The organism is Allobosea sp. NPDC055332 (assembly GCF_053645455.1).
This window is the reverse complement of sequence record NZ_JBSHMO010000002.1, coordinates 1588816-1604936: the sequence shown is the minus strand read 5'-3', so window position 1 is coordinate 1604936 and position 16121 is coordinate 1588816. Positions and strand designations below refer to the sequence as shown.

12 protein-coding genes are annotated in these 16121 nt (G+C 66.4%); 7 read left to right on the top strand and 5 right to left on the bottom strand.

Annotated features, from left to right (window positions below; all coding sequences use genetic code 11):
* Window positions 1–562: 562 nt before the first annotated feature.
* Complete coding sequence (locus ACWIGM_RS16270; RefSeq protein WP_454026949.1) at window positions 563–1780, top strand: lipopolysaccharide biosynthesis protein; 1218 nt, start codon at window positions 563–565, stop codon at window positions 1778–1780.
* Here ACWIGM_RS16270 and ACWIGM_RS16265 read toward each other — a convergent pair.
* The 3 genes from ACWIGM_RS16265 to ACWIGM_RS16255 form a co-directional block, all read right to left on the bottom strand.
* Window positions 1775–2773: a glycosyltransferase family 2 protein gene (locus tag ACWIGM_RS16265; protein WP_454026948.1), complete on the bottom strand. Its 999-nt coding sequence runs from the start codon at window positions 2771–2773 to the stop codon at window positions 1775–1777. The genes ACWIGM_RS16270 and ACWIGM_RS16265 overlap by 6 nt on opposite strands.
* A gap of 10 nt (window positions 2774–2783) precedes the next feature.
* Window positions 2784–3752 (bottom strand): GNAT family N-acetyltransferase, encoded by a 969-nt coding sequence (locus ACWIGM_RS16260; protein WP_454026947.1) that lies wholly within the window; start codon window positions 3750–3752, stop codon window positions 2784–2786.
* 515 nt (window positions 3753–4267) lie between these two features.
* On the bottom strand, window positions 4268–5017 hold the full coding sequence (locus tag ACWIGM_RS16255) for an SDR family NAD(P)-dependent oxidoreductase (protein WP_454026946.1): 750 nt from the start codon (window positions 5015–5017) through the stop codon (window positions 4268–4270).
* A 266-nt stretch (window positions 5018–5283) separates the two neighbouring features.
* On the opposite strand from ACWIGM_RS16255, the gene ACWIGM_RS16250 reads away from it, so the two are divergent.
* The 6 genes from ACWIGM_RS16250 (at window position 5284) to ACWIGM_RS16225 (ending at window position 13638) form a co-directional block, all read left to right on the top strand.
* Window positions 5284–6663, top strand: coding sequence for an L-serine ammonia-lyase (locus tag ACWIGM_RS16250; RefSeq protein WP_454026945.1), 1380 nt, complete (start codon window positions 5284–5286; stop codon window positions 6661–6663).
* A gap of 239 nt (window positions 6664–6902) precedes the next feature.
* Window positions 6903–7133, top strand: coding sequence for a hypothetical protein (locus ACWIGM_RS16245; RefSeq protein ID WP_454026944.1), 231 nt, complete (start codon window positions 6903–6905; stop codon window positions 7131–7133).
* Between the two features lie 125 nt (window positions 7134–7258).
* Window positions 7259–7657 carry a FixH family protein gene (locus tag ACWIGM_RS16240; protein ID WP_454026943.1) on the top strand — a complete coding sequence of 133 codons (399 nt, stop codon included), beginning with the start codon at window positions 7259–7261 and terminating at the stop codon, window positions 7655–7657.
* Window positions 7654–9072: an efflux RND transporter periplasmic adaptor subunit gene (locus ACWIGM_RS16235; RefSeq protein ID WP_454026942.1), complete on the top strand. Its 1419-nt coding sequence runs from the start codon at window positions 7654–7656 to the stop codon at window positions 9070–9072. Before ACWIGM_RS16240 ends, ACWIGM_RS16235 begins: the two co-directional genes overlap by 4 nt.
* Entirely contained in the window at window positions 9069–12245 is a 3177-nt protein-coding gene (locus tag ACWIGM_RS16230; RefSeq protein ID WP_454026941.1) for an efflux RND transporter permease subunit, read from the top strand. The genes ACWIGM_RS16235 and ACWIGM_RS16230 overlap by 4 nt, the downstream gene beginning before the upstream one ends.
* Before the next feature lie 235 nt (window positions 12246–12480).
* Window positions 12481–13638, top strand: a complete 1158-nt coding sequence (locus tag ACWIGM_RS16225; protein ID WP_454027018.1) for an MFS transporter — start codon at window positions 12481–12483, stop codon at window positions 13636–13638.
* Window positions 13639–13662: 24 nt separating this feature from the next.
* On the opposite strand, the gene ACWIGM_RS16220 is transcribed toward ACWIGM_RS16225, so the two are convergent.
* Together ACWIGM_RS16220 and ACWIGM_RS16215 are read right to left on the bottom strand one after the other, a co-directional pair.
* Entirely contained in the window at window positions 13663–15294 is a 1632-nt protein-coding gene (locus tag ACWIGM_RS16220; RefSeq protein WP_454026940.1) for an ABC transporter ATP-binding protein, read from the bottom strand.
* Window positions 15291–16121, bottom strand: coding sequence for an ABC transporter permease (locus tag ACWIGM_RS16215; RefSeq protein WP_454026939.1), 831 nt, complete (start codon window positions 16119–16121; stop codon window positions 15291–15293). The genes ACWIGM_RS16220 and ACWIGM_RS16215 overlap by 4 nt, the downstream gene beginning before the upstream one ends.

Here is a 16121-nt window from a genome sequence, read left to right as displayed (position 1 = left end):
CTGCGGGCCTTGCGGGGCGAGTTCCGAGAGCCGGGGAGACAGGTCGCTGTGGTCTGGCGTGACGGGAGCGGCCGATAACGCGCGTCTTCGCTGGCGAGCGCTCGTCATCTGGCGCGTTGAAGATCGGAACAAGGCTGACGGCGGCGATCGTGGGCATGTCTCTCCCCGTATCCGCGACTTGTCGGCATGATTGCAATTGGAGGTTGAATAACTACATTTTGCTGATGAAATACAACCTATGGTAGTTTCTGTAATTAAGTGTTAACCTTACCGGGCAAGGGGCGTCGATAGTGCGTGGAGGGGAGCTAATAGTTTTTGTAAGTTCAAAATTGCATATGATGCCGTGTTGCAGGTTAATTCACTCAAATATTAGAAATAATTCATAATCATAACTTGAATTACCGAATCGAATCGCGAATAGATCTAGGAATGCAACTAAATTCTGATGGGAGATGTCTTTTGATAGGGTGGGCTCTTGCGTGAGCTCGGCGGGTTAATCCGGCGCGCTTGCCCAATCCTCTCCAGCTATTTGCTGTCGAGCGGGTCCTTGGCGTCGGCTGCAATGTCACAGCTCGTGACCTTCGCCATTCTCGCGCGCTCGCTCGGGCCGGCCGAGTTCGGCCTGTTCGTGCAGATTTCAGCCGTGACTGCGGTTGCGGTTCAGGTCTGTGGCTTGGGAGCCTCCGACTGCCTGCTTCGCAAGGTGTCGCGCGAGCCCGAAAGCTATCCGAACCTGCTCGGTCACAATCTTCTTCTCATCGGATTGAGCGGAGCGGTGCTCGTCATCGGCGGCGTCGCGGCTATGTCGGCCTGGGGGCGCCTGAGTTCCGGTCCTTCTGTCGGGCTGTCGACCCTGGCGCTGCTGTTCTTCGGCAACGTCGTTCTGGTCCGGGCGATCCTTCTCTTCGAAACCGCGTTCCTCGGCCTCGGCCAGGTTCATGCGGCCAATCGCGCGGTCGTCGGTTTTGCTTTCATGCGCATGGCGACCGCTGCTCTCGCCTGCATGGTGTTCCAGGTCTCGAGCCTGTCGGAATGGGCGTTCTGGCAATGCGGCGGGAATCTGCTCTACGCTCTGATCGGAGCCGCCTGGATCGCGCCTCTCGGGCGACCCAGGCTCACGATCCTGCGCGAGGAACTGCGAGCCGGCCTCCTGTTCTGCTCGCAATTCATCGGGCGAGCTGTCCGTTCGAATGTCGACCTGCTGGTCATCGGTCTTTTCACCTCGATCGAGACGGTGGGAAGCTATGGCCTCGCCAGGCGAATCATGGACAGCAGCTATCTCGCGATCGATGCCTTCAACCGGCTGCTCTATCCACGCCTGGCGCGCGAGAGTCGCGACGGTCTGCATCTCGCTTTGGCGACGACCAAACGGGCGCTGATCGCGGCGCTCGCCCTCGGCGCCGTGACCTCCTTCGTCCTGTTCGTCCTGGCGCCGAAGCTTCCAGCCTTGTTCGGCCGCGGCTACCACGATCTGCCGTTCTTCCTGCGCTGCCTTTCCGGCACCATTGTCCTTGTCGGCGCCTGGGCGGTCGCGATCGACCTGCTTGGTGCCTCGGGGCGGCAGGATGCGCGGGCCTGGATCCTGAACGGTGCCAATCTGCTGGGCAGCGTCGTCATCGCAGTAGCCACCTGGCTCGCCGCGCCGATCGGCGCCTTCATCGCGCTCTATGTGATCGAAGGCGCCATCGTCGTGGCGGCCTGGCTGGTGCTGCTTCGCTTCGCGCGATGCAGTCGCTCGCAAGCGGCGGAAACCACGCGGGCAGGCCCCGCGCCCTCATGATCCGTCACTGACGATGCGGCTCGCGATCCAGACCTCCGGAGCCTGCCGCGCCTGGAAGAAGCCGAGCGGCAAGGCGGCGGCGTGGAACAGCCAGGCGACGACCGCGTACAGGCCAAGCGACAGGCTCCGCTGCCGCAGGCTCATCATGCCGACGATGCCGGCTGTCAGGGCGGCATCGATCGCGAGCCCCAGCGCCGGGCTTGGCAGTGTGAAGGGCAGCACGATCATCACGGCCAGCCAGAGATAGACGAGGGTCCAGAGCTTCAGCTCGGGCAAGTCCTGGACGAGCCGCCGCCATTGCGGCTGTCCGAGCGCGGCGCGCAGCAGCTCGCCGATCCCACGCAGATAGCCCGATTTCCAGCGCCGCAGGAGCAGCGCGTAGGCGCTGATCGCATGGCCGAAATGGCGGACGAAGCGACGGTCGAGACGGTGCAGGGTCCAGCCTCGCGCCCGCAGTCTCAGGCCGAGGTCGAATTCCTCATAGCCGTGCAGATTGCGATCCGACAGGTAGCCGGCCTGCTCGATCGCCGCCCTGCGATAGAGGCCGCCGCCATTCATCCGGTCGATCGCGCCCGTCCGGTTCTCGGGCGAGGCTCTGCGGCCGCGCCTTACGTATTCGAGGCTCGTATCGTTCATTTCCTCGACATGGCCGGTTACTCCGGCAGTGCGGGGATTGCCTGAGAGATAGGCAAGTGCTTCCGGCAGGAAGCCGGGATCAAGCAACATGTCGCCGTCCATCAGGCAGATGAACGGCTCGCGGCTGTACTGGAAACCGAGTTGCGGGCCGATTCCACAACTCGGACGGATGGCCGGTTCGAGCTGGACGACACGGACAGGATAGCGTGCGGCAATGGCGAGCGTGCCGTCGCGCGAGCCGCCATCGGCGACGATGATTTCGCCGCCGATCCCGTCGAGAGCCGCCAGGACGCTCTCGATGGCGGCGGCGATCCGGGCCTCCTCGTTGAGCGTCTTGAGGATGACCGAGACCGCCATCGCGCCCGCCTCAGTGGAAATCGCAGAGGAGCCGGCTCCAGTCCTCGCCGGCAAGGCCGCCGACATAGACATCGCCGCGCGCGACCGCGTCGTTGATCTCGGGAACCCGCGTCAGCACCAGGGCGAAGGCCCGGTGCCGGAAGAGCAGCCAGCGCTGCAGGGAGAGCCCGGCCATCAAGGCGGGCTGCGCGCGGCCGCGCGCCTCGACATGGCCGGTATCGTCGAGATGGCGAAACATCGCGCCGAGGACGGCTGGCTCCCGGCCGGACAACGCCAGAACATTGAGGACATGCGCGGCCCGGCCCGGCGCCGCGTAGTAGACGAAGCAGCCGATGGTCGCTCCAGGGCGATCGACGACGGCGCGGATGGTGAGGGCGCCGAGCCAGGTGTTCTGTGCCGCCAGCGAAACCAGCCAGGAGAGCTCCGCCTCGTTCCACAACGGGCGCACCGCATAGTGGGCGATGAGCCGTGGTGCATGCACGAGGAAGTCCGGAACCGACATCTCCACGACGCTCATGCCGGGCTCCTCGGGGGCCTGTTCCGGTCGCAAACGTCGCAACAGGCCGTCGAGAGGGCGCACGAGAACGTGCAAGCCGAGCCGCTTGCCGCGCAGGAAGCGCTCGGCGAAACGTCCGGCCAGGGCGCCGGCTGGGCGGAAGCTGCGGGTCCATTCGAGATTCTGCGCAGGGATCGGCTTGCCCCCGATCGCAAGGAGATGATCGCGGCTCGTCGGCGAAGCGCTGTCGCAAAAGGCGAAGTCGGCGCGCCGCGGCCGCAAGGCGAGGATCAGCTGCGCCGCACCGGCGGCTTCCTTGTCGGCATCGGTCATGAAGACGCCGAGAAGCCTTCCGGGTAGGACCTCTCCGCAGGCGACGAAACGCATCGGCACGGCCAGCAGCGCACTTCGGATGCGCCCGTCCCGTTGCTCGTAGACCTGCGTGCCCAGCGTCTCGTCGTAGGAGGGAGACGCCAGTGTCAAGCTTCGCAGATAGCCCTGAAGCTCGGCGTCAGCCGGCTTGTCGGCCCCTCTGAAGATCTTCAGGAACAACCGCGCAACCGCAGGTACATCGCATGGCCGCATCGGCCTGACCGCGCCTTTGCGTGAGACGCGCTCGCCGGTGCGGGAAGGCGGCTCGAGCTGTAGCATCTAGACCGCAGGATTCAGGGTCGAGCCGTGGACCGGGTTGGATGCGAGAGTGCGGTGGTCGAGCATTGTAGCCACCTCATCCAGGCGCCGGGGATCCGAGTGCGGGAAGTCATATCCGATTGGGATGAGAATTATGATATATACAACTTATGCGTTCAAGTTGTCGAAAAGGTGTAGGCGAGGGCGGTCGCCGGCTTGGGGCTGCGGTCTACGAGATTGTCTTCGATAGGCAACAGCCGCCCCGCCGAACTGAAAAGGGCGGGGCTGAATTGCGAATGCCCCGCCTTGGCGCGACGCCGTCCAATCGAGGCTGGCTCATCACCGTCGCTATTCGTCGATGACCGGGCTCAGGGACCGACGAGTTGTCCGCCATCGACCACGATTGTCTGGGCGGTGACCCAGCTGGCCTTGTCGGAGGCGAGGAAGAGCACGACCTCGGCGACCTCTTCCGGCTTGCCCATCCGGCCAAACGGGATGTTGGCCAGCGTCGCCTGATAGAGCTCGGGATTCGACGTCTTCCGATCCTCCCAGGTACCGCCCGGAAATTCGATCGAGCCGGGCGCGACGCAATTCACCCGGATGCCCTTCCGCGACAGCGTCTTCGCCTGGCTCGCGGTGTAGTGCATCACGGCCGCCTTGATGGCGCCGTAAGGCGCCGAACGCGACGAGGCGCGCAGGGCCGAGATCGAGGAGATGTTCACGATCGACGAACCCGGCTTCATATGAGGGATCGCCGCATGGCTGCCGCGGACAACCGCCATCATGTCGACGTTGAGCGAGGCCGCCCAGCCCGCCTCGTCATCCGAATGGCCGAAGCCGGAGGCGTTGTTGACGAGGACGTCCACTCCGCCGAGCGCCTGCACCGCCTCGGGTAGGTAGGCCGTGATCGCGTCTGCATCGGCGAGATCGACGCTGGCCGCGTGAGCGTCGACGCCGAGCGTTTCGATCTCCCGGCGCGTCGCTTCGAGCGGCCCAGCACTCCGAGCGCAGATCGAAACGGATGCGCCAGCCGCCGCGAATCCGAGCGCGACGGAACGACCGATGCCGCGGCTGCCACCCATAACGATCACGCGCTTGCCGATGAACTCCTTGGCCATGTCGGCACGTCCTCTCCGGTTGTTTGTCTGTGCACTCTATAGCTGCGGTGATGGGCGTGGTTTCAAGTCCTGTCGGAATGGCCCGGCGCTCGGCCCGGGCATTTCCTTTTGCCGCCCTACATGCGATCGGGGGCGCCGGTGGCTTGCGTGGGGGAGCCGATCTGCGGCGCGACGGGACGGCGAACGCCGCCTGAGATCGGGCGGCAGCCGTGCGGATGGCCTCCTCTTGCCGACTGTGTAGGATCGGGTTCGGCTGGAGGCGGATGATGTTCCTGAGCGTATTCGACGTCTTCAAGATCGGCATCGGCCCGTCATCGTCGCATACGATGGGGCCGATGACGGCTGCGGCCCACTTTCTGGGCCTTCTGCGCCAGCATCCTTCTCGTCACCATGGGGCGGCTGTCGGCGCCACCCTCTACGGCTCGCTCGCCTTTACCGGGAAAGGCCATGCCACGGACCGGGCCGTGGCGCTCGGCCTGCTGGGGTGGACCCCGGCCGAGTTCGATTTCGATGCGGCTGAACGCCAGCTCGCGGATATCGGCTGCAGCCGTCTCCTGCGCCTCGATGGACTGCCGCCGCTCATCTTCGACCCCGCTGTCGACATCGTCTTCGATTATGGGCCGCCCCTGCCAGGGCACGCGAACGGGCTCGTCCTGTCGGCGCGCGATTCCGCCGGAGCTGTGCTGCTGTCCGAGACCTATTATTCGATCGGCGGCGGCTTCGTGGTGACGGCTCAGGAGCGCGAGGCGCCGCCGACCGCAGCCACGACGTCGGCCTGGCCCTATCCGTTCGCGAACGCGGCGACGATGCTGCGCATGGCGCGCGCAAGCGGGCTGTCGATCGCGCAGATGAAGCGCGCCAACGAAATCCATCTCCGGCCGGAGGAAGAGGTCGATCGTGGTCTCGCCCGCCTCTGGTCGGTGATGAATGGCTGCATCGAGCGCGGGCTGAGCCAGGACGGCGAGCTTCCGGGCGGGTTGCGCGTGCGTCGCAGGGCCGCGCGGATCCATCGGCAACTGATGGTCGAGCGCCAAAGCAATCGCTCCCAGCCTCATGCGGCGTCGGACTGGCTCAGCGTCTACGCCATGGCCGTGAACGAGGAGAACGCGGCCGGCGGCCGGGTGGTGACCTCGCCGACCAACGGGGCCGCCGGCGTCGTGCCGGCGGTGCTCCGCTATTATCTCGACCACTGCGTCGGGGCGGAGCCCGATAAGGTCGCCGATTTCCTGCTGACGGCCGCGGCGATCGGCGGGCTGATCAAGCACAACGCTTCGATCTCCGGCGCCGAGGCAGGCTGCCAGGGCGAGGTCGGTTCGGCGGCGGCAATGGCCGCGGCTGGCTTCTGTGCGGTGCTCGGTGGCTCGCCCGAGCAGGTCGAGAATGCCGCGGAGATCGCGCTTGAACACCATCTCGGCATGACCTGCGATCCGGTCGCGGGTCTGGTTCAGGTTCCGTGCATCGAGCGCAACGGTATCGGCGCGATCAAGGCAGTCGCTGCGGCTTCGCTCGCTCTGCGCGGCGACGGCTCGCATTTCATGCCGCTGGACAACTGCATCGAAGCAATGCGCCAGACCGGCGAAGCCATGAATGCGAGGTTCAAGGAAACCAGCCTCGGTGGGCTGGCCGTCAACCTGCCGGAGTGCTGAGCGTAGTGGCGTGCCGGCTCCTTACCGTCCGGGCATGAAGCCGGACCCGGGCGCGATGACGATGTCTTGAAAACGCCGGTCTTCCGCGCCCGACCGGGTCATGGCATTTCTGGCGCATGAAGCTTCGGCTCCTCGCACATTGTCTGGTTCTGGTCCTGTTCGTCACGGCTAACGTCCTGGCTGCCCTGATCAGCCCGGCGACGGCCGGCGTCGGCAGGGCTGACGCTGTGGAAGCAGCGATGCCGATGGCTGCCGACATGCCGTGCTGCCCGCCCGATCAGGGCAAGACGAAGGACTGCACGACGAGCTGCCCGGCCCTGAGCTTCTGCCTGGCCAAGTGCTTTGCCAGCGAGCCGGCCGCCTTCGTCAGGCTCGTCCAGCCTGTCGTCTCCGTGCTCGGATCCGCGGGCGATGATGCCGCCCGCGCGTCGCGGCCATTCGAGCCGCCCGCCCGACCTCCGCGAACCTGAGACATCGCCGGCGCCAGTGCGTCGGCTTCGACCGCACGGTTGTTCTGGGCGGTCGGTGATGTGTGGCTCACGCCATGTTCAAGGCTGTGCGCCCGCGCGGCAGCCTCACTCTCAGGATTTCGATCATGACCATCACCTGCTCCTTGCGCGCGCTTGTCGCCGCGCTTCCGCTCGCCGCGATGGCAGTTCCCGCTCTGGCGAACATCAAGGACTACGAATTCCGGCTCGTGCAGAGCGAGTTCAAACAGGGCAACGGCGTCGTCGTCACCGTTCAGCTCGTCGACAAGCGCTCGGGTAAGCCGGTTCCGGATGCCGTCATCTTCGCCCGGCGCATCGACATGGCGCCTGACGGCATGGAAACCATGGCGTCGCTGATCGAGCCGATGGCATCGCTCGAGCCCGGCAGCTATCGCTTCAAGACCAACCTCACCATGGCCGGAGGTTGGCGCCTGTCACTCGGGGCCAAGGTTCAGGGCGAGACCGGCACGCTCGACAACAAGCTGACGCTCAAGGTCCTGCCATGAAACCCGTCGCCCTCACGGGCCTGGCTCTCGCCGCCATTCTGGCGGCGGGAGGCGCAGGCTATTGGGCCGGGCAAGGCGGTCCAGCGGTACCCGACCTGCGCACCTGGCTCGGCATCGACGGTTCACCGGCGGCGGACGTGGCCGCTGGTATCGGGCTAGTGATCTACTATCAGCACCCCGACGGGAGACCGGTCTACTCGGCGCAACCGCTCCGGACCGCGGATGGCAGGCCGTTCAAAGCTGTCCACGCCAGCGAGGACATCGGCTTCGAGGACAGGCTCCCGGACGGGCCGCGCACCGCAAAGGCCGGCAGCAAGCGCATCCTCTACTACCGCAATCCCATGGGACTTCCGGACACCTCGCGGGTGCCCAGGAAGGATTCGATGGGGATGGACTATCTCCCCGTCTACGAGGGTGAGAGCGGCGAGGAGGGGGGCATCAGGCTCTCGCCTGCCCGCATCCAGCGCAGTGGCGTGCGCTCGCAGCCCGTCGGCCGCCAGGCCATCGATCAGCCGATCCGCGTGCCCGGCACCGTGCAGCTCGACGAGCGCCGGGTTTCCGTGGTGGCGATGCGCGCGGATGCCTTCGTCCAGCAGGTCGCGCCGGTCACGACGGGCGAGCATGTCGCAAAAGGCACGCGGCTGGTGCGGATCTATTCCCCGGAGATCAGTACGGCCGGCGCGCAGTTCATCACCGAGCTCAATGCCGCGGCGCGCGGCGTGCCAGAAGGTGGCGCGCGGCAGCGCCTCGAGAATCTCGGCGTTCCGTCCGAGGTCATTGCCGAAATCGAGCACAGCAGGAAGGTGCCGCTGACGATCAACTGGCCGGCGCCGCGAGATGGCATCGTGCTGGAGCGCAATGTCAGCGACGGCATGAGGATGGCGGCGGGCGATAGCATGTTCCGGCTCGCCGATATCTCGACGATCTGGATCCTCGCGGACGTGCCGGAACGTGAGCTGGCCTCGGTTCGAAACGGCGCGCCAGCGACGGTGCGGCTGCGCGGCCGTCCAGGCACTGCATTCGAGGGTCGTGTCGGTGTGATCTACCCGCAGATCGCGGAAGCGACGCGCACGGCGAAGGTCCGCATCGAGCTTGCCAACCGGGAGGGCGTGCTGCTGCCGAACATGTATGCCGATGTCGAGATCGGCTCTGGCGATGCGGCCCCGGAACTCGCGGTTCCCGACAGTGCCGTGATCGATAGCGGCACGCGCCGCATCGTCATCCTCGATCGCGGTGAGGGCCGCTTCGAGCCGCGCGAGGTCCAGCTCGGCCGCAGCGGTGGCGGCATGGTCGCGATAGCCGAAGGCGTCTCCGAGGGCGATCGCGTCGTCGTCTCGGCCAATTTCCTGATCGATGCCGAGAGCAATCTCAAGGCCGCCCTCAGCGGCTTCGCGCAGCCGGGGGCCAAGCCATGATCGCCCGTCTGATCGCCTGGTCGGCGCGCAACCTGGTCCTCGTCTTCGTCGCCGCGGCCTTCGCCGCGGCCGCCGGCATCTACGCCCTGAGGACCTTGCCGCTCGACGCCATCCCCGACCTCTCCGACGTCCAGGTCATCGTCTACACCGAATATCCCGGCCAGGCCCCGCAGGTGATCGAGGACCAGGTCACCTATCCGCTGACGACTTCGATGCTGACCGTGCCGAAGGCGCGCATCGTGCGCGGCTTCTCCTTCTTCGGCGTCTCCTTCGTCTATGTGATCTTCGAGGACGGCACCGACCCCTATTGGGCGCGCTCGCGCGTGCTCGAATACCTCAATGCCGCGGCGCGCCGGCTTCCAACGGGCGTCGCGCCGACGCTCGGGCCGGACGCCACGGGTGTCGGCTGGGTCTACCAATACGCCGTCCTGGCCAAGGATATGACGCTGGCCGAGCTGCGCTCCGTGCAGGATTGGGTGGTGCGCTTTGCTGCCTCGCGCGCGCAGGGCGTGGCCGAGGTCGCCAGCGTCGGCGGCTTCGTCAAGCAGTATGCGATCGTGGTCGACCCCGTGCGGCTGCGCGCCCAGGGCGTCTCGCTCGCGGCGCTCCGCGAAGCCGTGCGCAGCAGCAACATGGATGTCGGCGGCCGCACGGTCGAACTCAGTGAATTCGAGTTCATGGTGCGCGGTCGTGGCTATCTCAAATCGACCGCCGACATCGAGAATATCGTCCTGAAGAGCGACCGGGGAGCATCGCTTCGCCTCTCCGACGTCGCCCGGGTCGAGCTCGGCCCGGACGAGCGGCGCGGCATCACCGAGCTCAATGGCGAAGGCGAGGTCGCGAGCGGCATCGTCCTGCAGCGCTTCGGTGCCAATGCGCTCTCGGTGATCGAGCATGCCAAGGCGCGGCTCGCCGAGATCGCGCCAAGCCTGCCGGGCGGGGCCGAGATCGTACCGGTCTACGACCGCTCCGGACTGATCGAACGGGCGATCGAGACGCTGAAGGGCACGCTGATCGAAGAGAGCATCATCGTCGCCCTGGTCTGCATCGTCTTCCTGCTGCATCTGCGCAGCGCTCTGGTGGCGATCATCATGCTGCCGGTCGGCATCCTGATGGCCTTCGCGGCGATGAAGGTGCTCGGCCTCGGCTCCAACATCATGAGTCTGGGCGGCATCGCCATCGCGGTCGGCGCCATGATCGATGCCGCCATCGTCATGATCGAGAACGCCCACAAGCATCTCGAACGCGCACCCCCGGACAAGCCCCGCATTGAGGTTCTGATCGAAGCGGCGAGCGAGGTCGGGCCGGCGCTGTTCTTCAGCCTGCTCGTCATCACCGTCTCGTTCCTGCCGATCTTCACGCTAGAAGCGGAGGAGGGCAGGCTGTTCGGCCCGCTCGCCTATACCAAGACTTTCGCCATGGCCGCGGCGGCGCTTCTGTCGGTGACGCTCGTGCCCGCGCTGATGGTCGTCTTCGTCAGGGGCCGGATCATCCCGGAGGCCCGCAACCCGGTCAATCGGCTGCTGATCGCGCTGTACCGTCCGCTCATCCGCATCGTGCTCCGGGCGAAGACCGTAACTATCCTGCTGGCGCTGGCGGTACTTGGTCTGAGCCTGTGGCCGGCGCGGCAGTTGGGCTCCGAGTTCATGCCTGCACTCGACGAGGGCACGCTGATGTACATGCCGACGACGCTTCCCGGTCTTTCTGTCACCAAGGCAGCCGAACTGCTCCAGACACAGAACCGGATCATTCGTTCCTTTCCGGAGGTGCAGTCGGTCTACGGCAAGGCCGGGCGTGCACAGACCGCGACCGATCCGGCTCCGACCGAGATGTTCGAGACCATCATCAACCTGAAACCCAAGCCGGAATGGCGCGAAGGCGTCACGCTCGACAGCCTGAAGGCCGAGATGGACAAGGCGCTCCAGTTCCCTGGCGTCTCCAATGCCTGGACTCAGCCGATCCGTGCCCGCATCGACATGCTGGCGACTGGCATCCGCACGCCGATCGGGGTCAAGGTCTTCGGTACCGATCTCGCACAGATGGAGGCGATCTCGCGTCAGGTCGAGACCGTGCTCAAAGCCGTGCCGGGCACGAGCAGCGCCTATGCGGAACGGGTCATCGGTGGCTACTTCCTCGATATCGTGCCGGACCGCATCGCACTCGGGCGCTACGGGCTCTTGGTCGGCGATGTCCAGAACGCCGTGGTGATGGCGATGGGCGGCGAGACCGTGACGACGACGGTCGAAGGCCGCGAGCGCTACGGGGTGATCATCCGCTACCCCCGCGACTTGCGCTCAGATCCGCAGGCGATTGCACGCGAGGTCCAGGTCTCGACGCCGTCCGGCGCCACCGTGCCGCTCGGGGAAGTCGCGAGCATCGCGCGCAAGCGCGGTGCCACCTCGATCCGGACCGAGAACGGCGAGCTTGCGGTCTACATCTTCGTCGACACCGCCGGTCGCGACCTCGGCGGCTATGTTCGCGAGGCGCAGAACGCGATCGCACAGAGCGTCAGGCTGCCGGCGGGCTATCGCATCGCCTGGAGCGGTCAGTTCGAGTATCTCGAACGGGCCGAGGCGCGGCTCAAGCTCGTCGTGCCGGTGACGCTCGCGATCATCTTCCTGCTGCTCTATCTGAATTTCCGCAGGCTGACCGAGACTGCCATCGTCATGCTCTCGCTGCCCTTTGCGCTGGTTGGCGGTGTCTGGCTGCTCTGGTGGCTCGGCTTCAACATGTCTGTCGCCGTCGCGGTCGGCTTCATCGCGCTCGCCGGTGTCGCGGCCGAGACGGGCGTGATCATGCTGATCTATCTCGACCATGCGCTCGGCGAGGTGCGCGCGCGCTGCGAGGCCGAGGGGAAGGCATTCACGCGGGCCGAGCTACACGAGGCGACCATGCTCGGCGCGGTCGAGCGCCTGCGGCCCAAGGCCATGACTGTGATCGCGATCATGGCCGGCCTGTTGCCGATCCTGTGGAACACCGGCACGGGTTCCGAGGTGATGCAGCGCATCGCCGTGCCGATGATCGGCGGCATGGTCTCCTCGACCGTGCTCACCTTGCTGGTGATCCCGGCGATCTACGGTCTGATAAAGGGATGGCGGCTGCCGGTGACCGAAGCGATGGGCAAGGCCGCACCGGAACCCAACCCAGCAGACCTCACCGCTGTTGTCGGATAAGGATGCGACGTTGCGCGCAACATGTCGGCGGGCGCGGCCGCATGCAATTCCTGCAGGTCAGGCAACTCAGGTCTGACCTCGACCGCGCCGGCACATTCGCAGAAGACCAGCGGAGGCCGAGATCGCGCGGGGCTGCCGAAGGGTAGCGTGCCGCGCCGAACAGACGGCGAGGCGCTGGGAGGAAATCACTTTGAAGCTGCCCTTGTGGGGGAGCGCCTTGAGCGCGACGCTCCTCGTGCAGGTCGTGAGTTCCTATGCCGCGGCTGCCGTTCCTCTGCTTGGCCCGATCCTGACGCAACGCTGGAACCTGCCGCCGGAAAGTATCGGCTATGTCTCCGCGACCGTTTCGATCGGCATCTGCTGGTGCCTGGCCTGCGGCGGCCCGATGCTCGACCACCACGGTCCGATCCGCACCTTGCAGCTCGGCCTCGCCTCGATCTGCCTGGGCATGGTCTTCCTGGCGCAGCCGGTCGCGGCCCTCGGCTTCATCGGCGCTCTCCTGCTCGGCCTCGGTCTGGCGCCGAACAACCCGGCGGGCAGCACGATGCTGATGCGCACGGCGCCGCCTCGGCATCGCAATCTGATCTTCTCGATCCGGCAGGCCGGTGTTCCGCTTGGCGGAGCGATCGCCGGCATCTCGGTGGCTCCAGCCGTCGTCGGGTTGGGATTCGCCAATACGGCCTGGTTGATTGCCGCTATCGTCGTGCTCAGTCTGCTGGCCGTCCAGCCGTTTCAGAAGCGCCTCGATATCGAGAGAGGCCCTGCGAACCGGCGATGGGCGCGGATGTTCCTGTCGCCCTCGGCCCTGCGCAGGTCGGCCGAGGTCATCCGTGCCCATCCGTCTCTGCCGCTCCTCACCGGCATCGGTATCTCGTTTTCGATCTCCCAAGCCAGCGTCCAGGCCTTCACCGCCACCTATCTGGTGACGCAGCGCGGCAAGGATCTCGCGGAGGCCGGTTATTTCGTGGCCATCCTGCTCGCTGCCAGCACGCTCTCGCGGATCGCCCTGGGTTGGCTGGCCGATCGCTGGCGCCGGGGTCTGCTCCTGCTGTGTTTGCTTTCGCTTGCCGCAAGCGGCGCGCTCGTCCTGCTCGTCTGGTCGGCGGCGGGGCCGTCCTGGGCCCTGTATGGCTGTGTCGCTCTCATCGGGGCGACGTCGCTGGGGTGGAACGGGGTTTACATGGCCGAGCTGGCGCGGCTGGCGCCGCCTTCGCAGATCGGCGACGTCACCTCCGCGGCGAACCTCTTCGGCTTCGCCGGCTCGTTCTGCGGCCCGCTCATCTTCGCCCTGCTCGCCCGGCAGACGGCGAGCTTCGACTGGCCCTATCTGCTGGTGGCGCTTCAACTGGCCGCATGCGGCGTCTTCACGTTGTGGCGCCGTGACTGGCGCTGAACCTCCCGCCGAATGCTTCGGGAATCAGGCGGTCGCCTCTTCCGCGAGCCTTGCTCCCTTGCCGAACTCCCGGCCCGGGATCGAGGCGAGCAGTGCCTGCGTATAGGGGTGCTGCGGCTCACCGAAGACCGTGCCGATCGGTCCCGCCTCCACCACCTCGCCATTCTTCATCACCGCGACGAGGTCGCAGACCTGGGCGGCGACGCGCAGGTCATGGGTGATGAAGACGATCGACAGGCCGAGGCGTTGGCGCAATTCCGCCAGTAGCTTCAGCACCTGCGCCTGCACGGAGACGTCGAGCGCCGAGACCGGCTCGTCGGCGACCAGCACTGCCGGCTCCAGCGCCAGCGCCCGGGCAAGGCCGATGCGCTGGCGCTGGCCGCCCGAGAATTCATGCGGATAGCGTTCGGTCGCCGCCGGATCGAGCCCGACCAGCCCGAACAGCTCCTTGGCGCGGGCCAGGGCCTCAGGCCGCGCCATGCCGTGCACGACCAGCCCCTGCGCAACCGCTTCACCAGCCTTGCGGCGCGGGTTCAGCGAGGCGAACGGATCCTGGAACACCATCTGGATATCGCGCGTCGCCGAGCGCATCTCCTCGCGGCTGAGGCCAGCGAGATCGATGCCGTTCAGGCGGATCTCGCCGCTTTCCGGATCGATCAAGCGCACAAGGCAGCGCGCCAGCGTCGACTTGCCCGAGCCGGACTCGCCGACGATGCCGAGTGTGGCGCCCCGGGGCAGCACCAGCGAGACGTCCTTGACCGCGTGGGTGACGCGCTGGCCGCGCCCGAGGAAGCCGCCGGTGCGATAGGTTTTCGAGACGTGCGCGATCGTCATGATCGGCTCGGCGGACAAGGCCCGCGCCGGCGGCGCCTTGAGCGGGGGGACAGCGGCGATCAATTGCCTGGTGTAGACGTGCTGCGGATTGCCGAGCACGGAGACGGTCTCGCCCTGCTCGACGACCTCGCCCTTGCTCATCACGGCGACCCGGTCGGCGATCTCGGCGACCACGCCGAAATCATGGGTGATCAACAGTACGGCCGTGCCCTTGCGGCGCTGCAGGTCACGGATCAGCTTCAGGATCTGCGCCTGGGTGGTGACGTCCAGCGCCGTCGTCGGCTCGTCGGCGATCAGCACTTTGGGATCGAGCGCCAGCGCCATCGCGATCATGGCGCGCTGGCGCTGACCGCCGGAAAGCTCGTGCGGATAGGCCTTGAAGGCGAGTGCCGGATCGGGGATGCGGACTTCCTCGAGCAGAGCGAGCGTGCGCGCCTTGATCTCGGCCGCCGACAGCTCCGTGTGCAGCTCGAACATCTCGCCGATCTGGTCGCCGATGCTGTGCAACGGGTTCAGCGCCGTCATCGGCTCCTGGAAGATCATCGCGACGCCGGCACCGCGCACCTTGCGCATCTGCGCCTCGTCAAGCCCGCAGAGATCGCGCCCCTCGAACAGGATACGGCCGCCATCGATCGCGACACCACCGGGCAGGAGCCGCATGATCGCGTTGGCGGTCATCGACTTGCCGGAGCCGGATTCGCCGACGACGCAGAGGATCTCGTTGGCGGCCAGCGCGAGCGAGACATTGGCCATCGCATGCGAGCGGTCGCCGCCGGCCGGCAGCTTCACGCTGACATCGTCGAGGACGAGGATCGGGCTCATCGGCTCTTCAGCCTCGGATTGAGGGCGTCGTTGAGCCCCTGCCCGACCAGCGAGACGGCGAGCACGGTGACTAGGATGGCGATGCCGGGAATGGCCGAGACATACCATTGCACCCGCAGCACATCGCGGCCGGCCCCGATCAGATTGCCCCAGGAGGCGACGTTCGGGTCGGAGAGCTTGAGGAAGGCGAGCGCGCTTTCGAGCAGGATCGCGATCGCCATCACGACGCTGGCATAGACGATCACCGGCGGCAGCGCGTTCGGCAGGATCTCGCCGAAGATCAGCCTGATGTCCTTGAGGCCGAGCGTCCGGCCGGCCTGCACGAATTCGCGGTTGCGCAGCGAGAGGAACTCCGCCCGTGTCAGCCGGGCCGAGGCCGGCCAGGAGACGATGCCGATCGCGACCGTCACGGTGGTGATGGTCGAGCCGAAGACCGCGACCAGCACCAGCAGCAGCAGGAAGTTCGGCAGGGTCTGGAACGCTTCGGTGACGCGCATCAGCGCGGTGTCGACCCAGCTGCCGTAATAGCCGGCGAGCGCGCCGATGGTGATGCCGATCATGATCGAGATCACCGTCGCGACGCCGCCGATCAGCAGCGAGATGCGCGCGCCATGGAAGATCTGGGCGGCGATGTCGCGGCCGGAATTGTCGGTACCGAGCAGGAAGCGCGGATTGCTGAACGGCCAGATCAACGGCCGTCCGGCGAGCGCTAGCGGATCGCGCGGATAAAGGAAGTCAGCACTCGCGGCCATGGCGAGGACGAGGATGAGCAGCACGAGGCCGATGACGGCCGGCGGACTGCGGACATAGAGCTTCACCAGATCCAT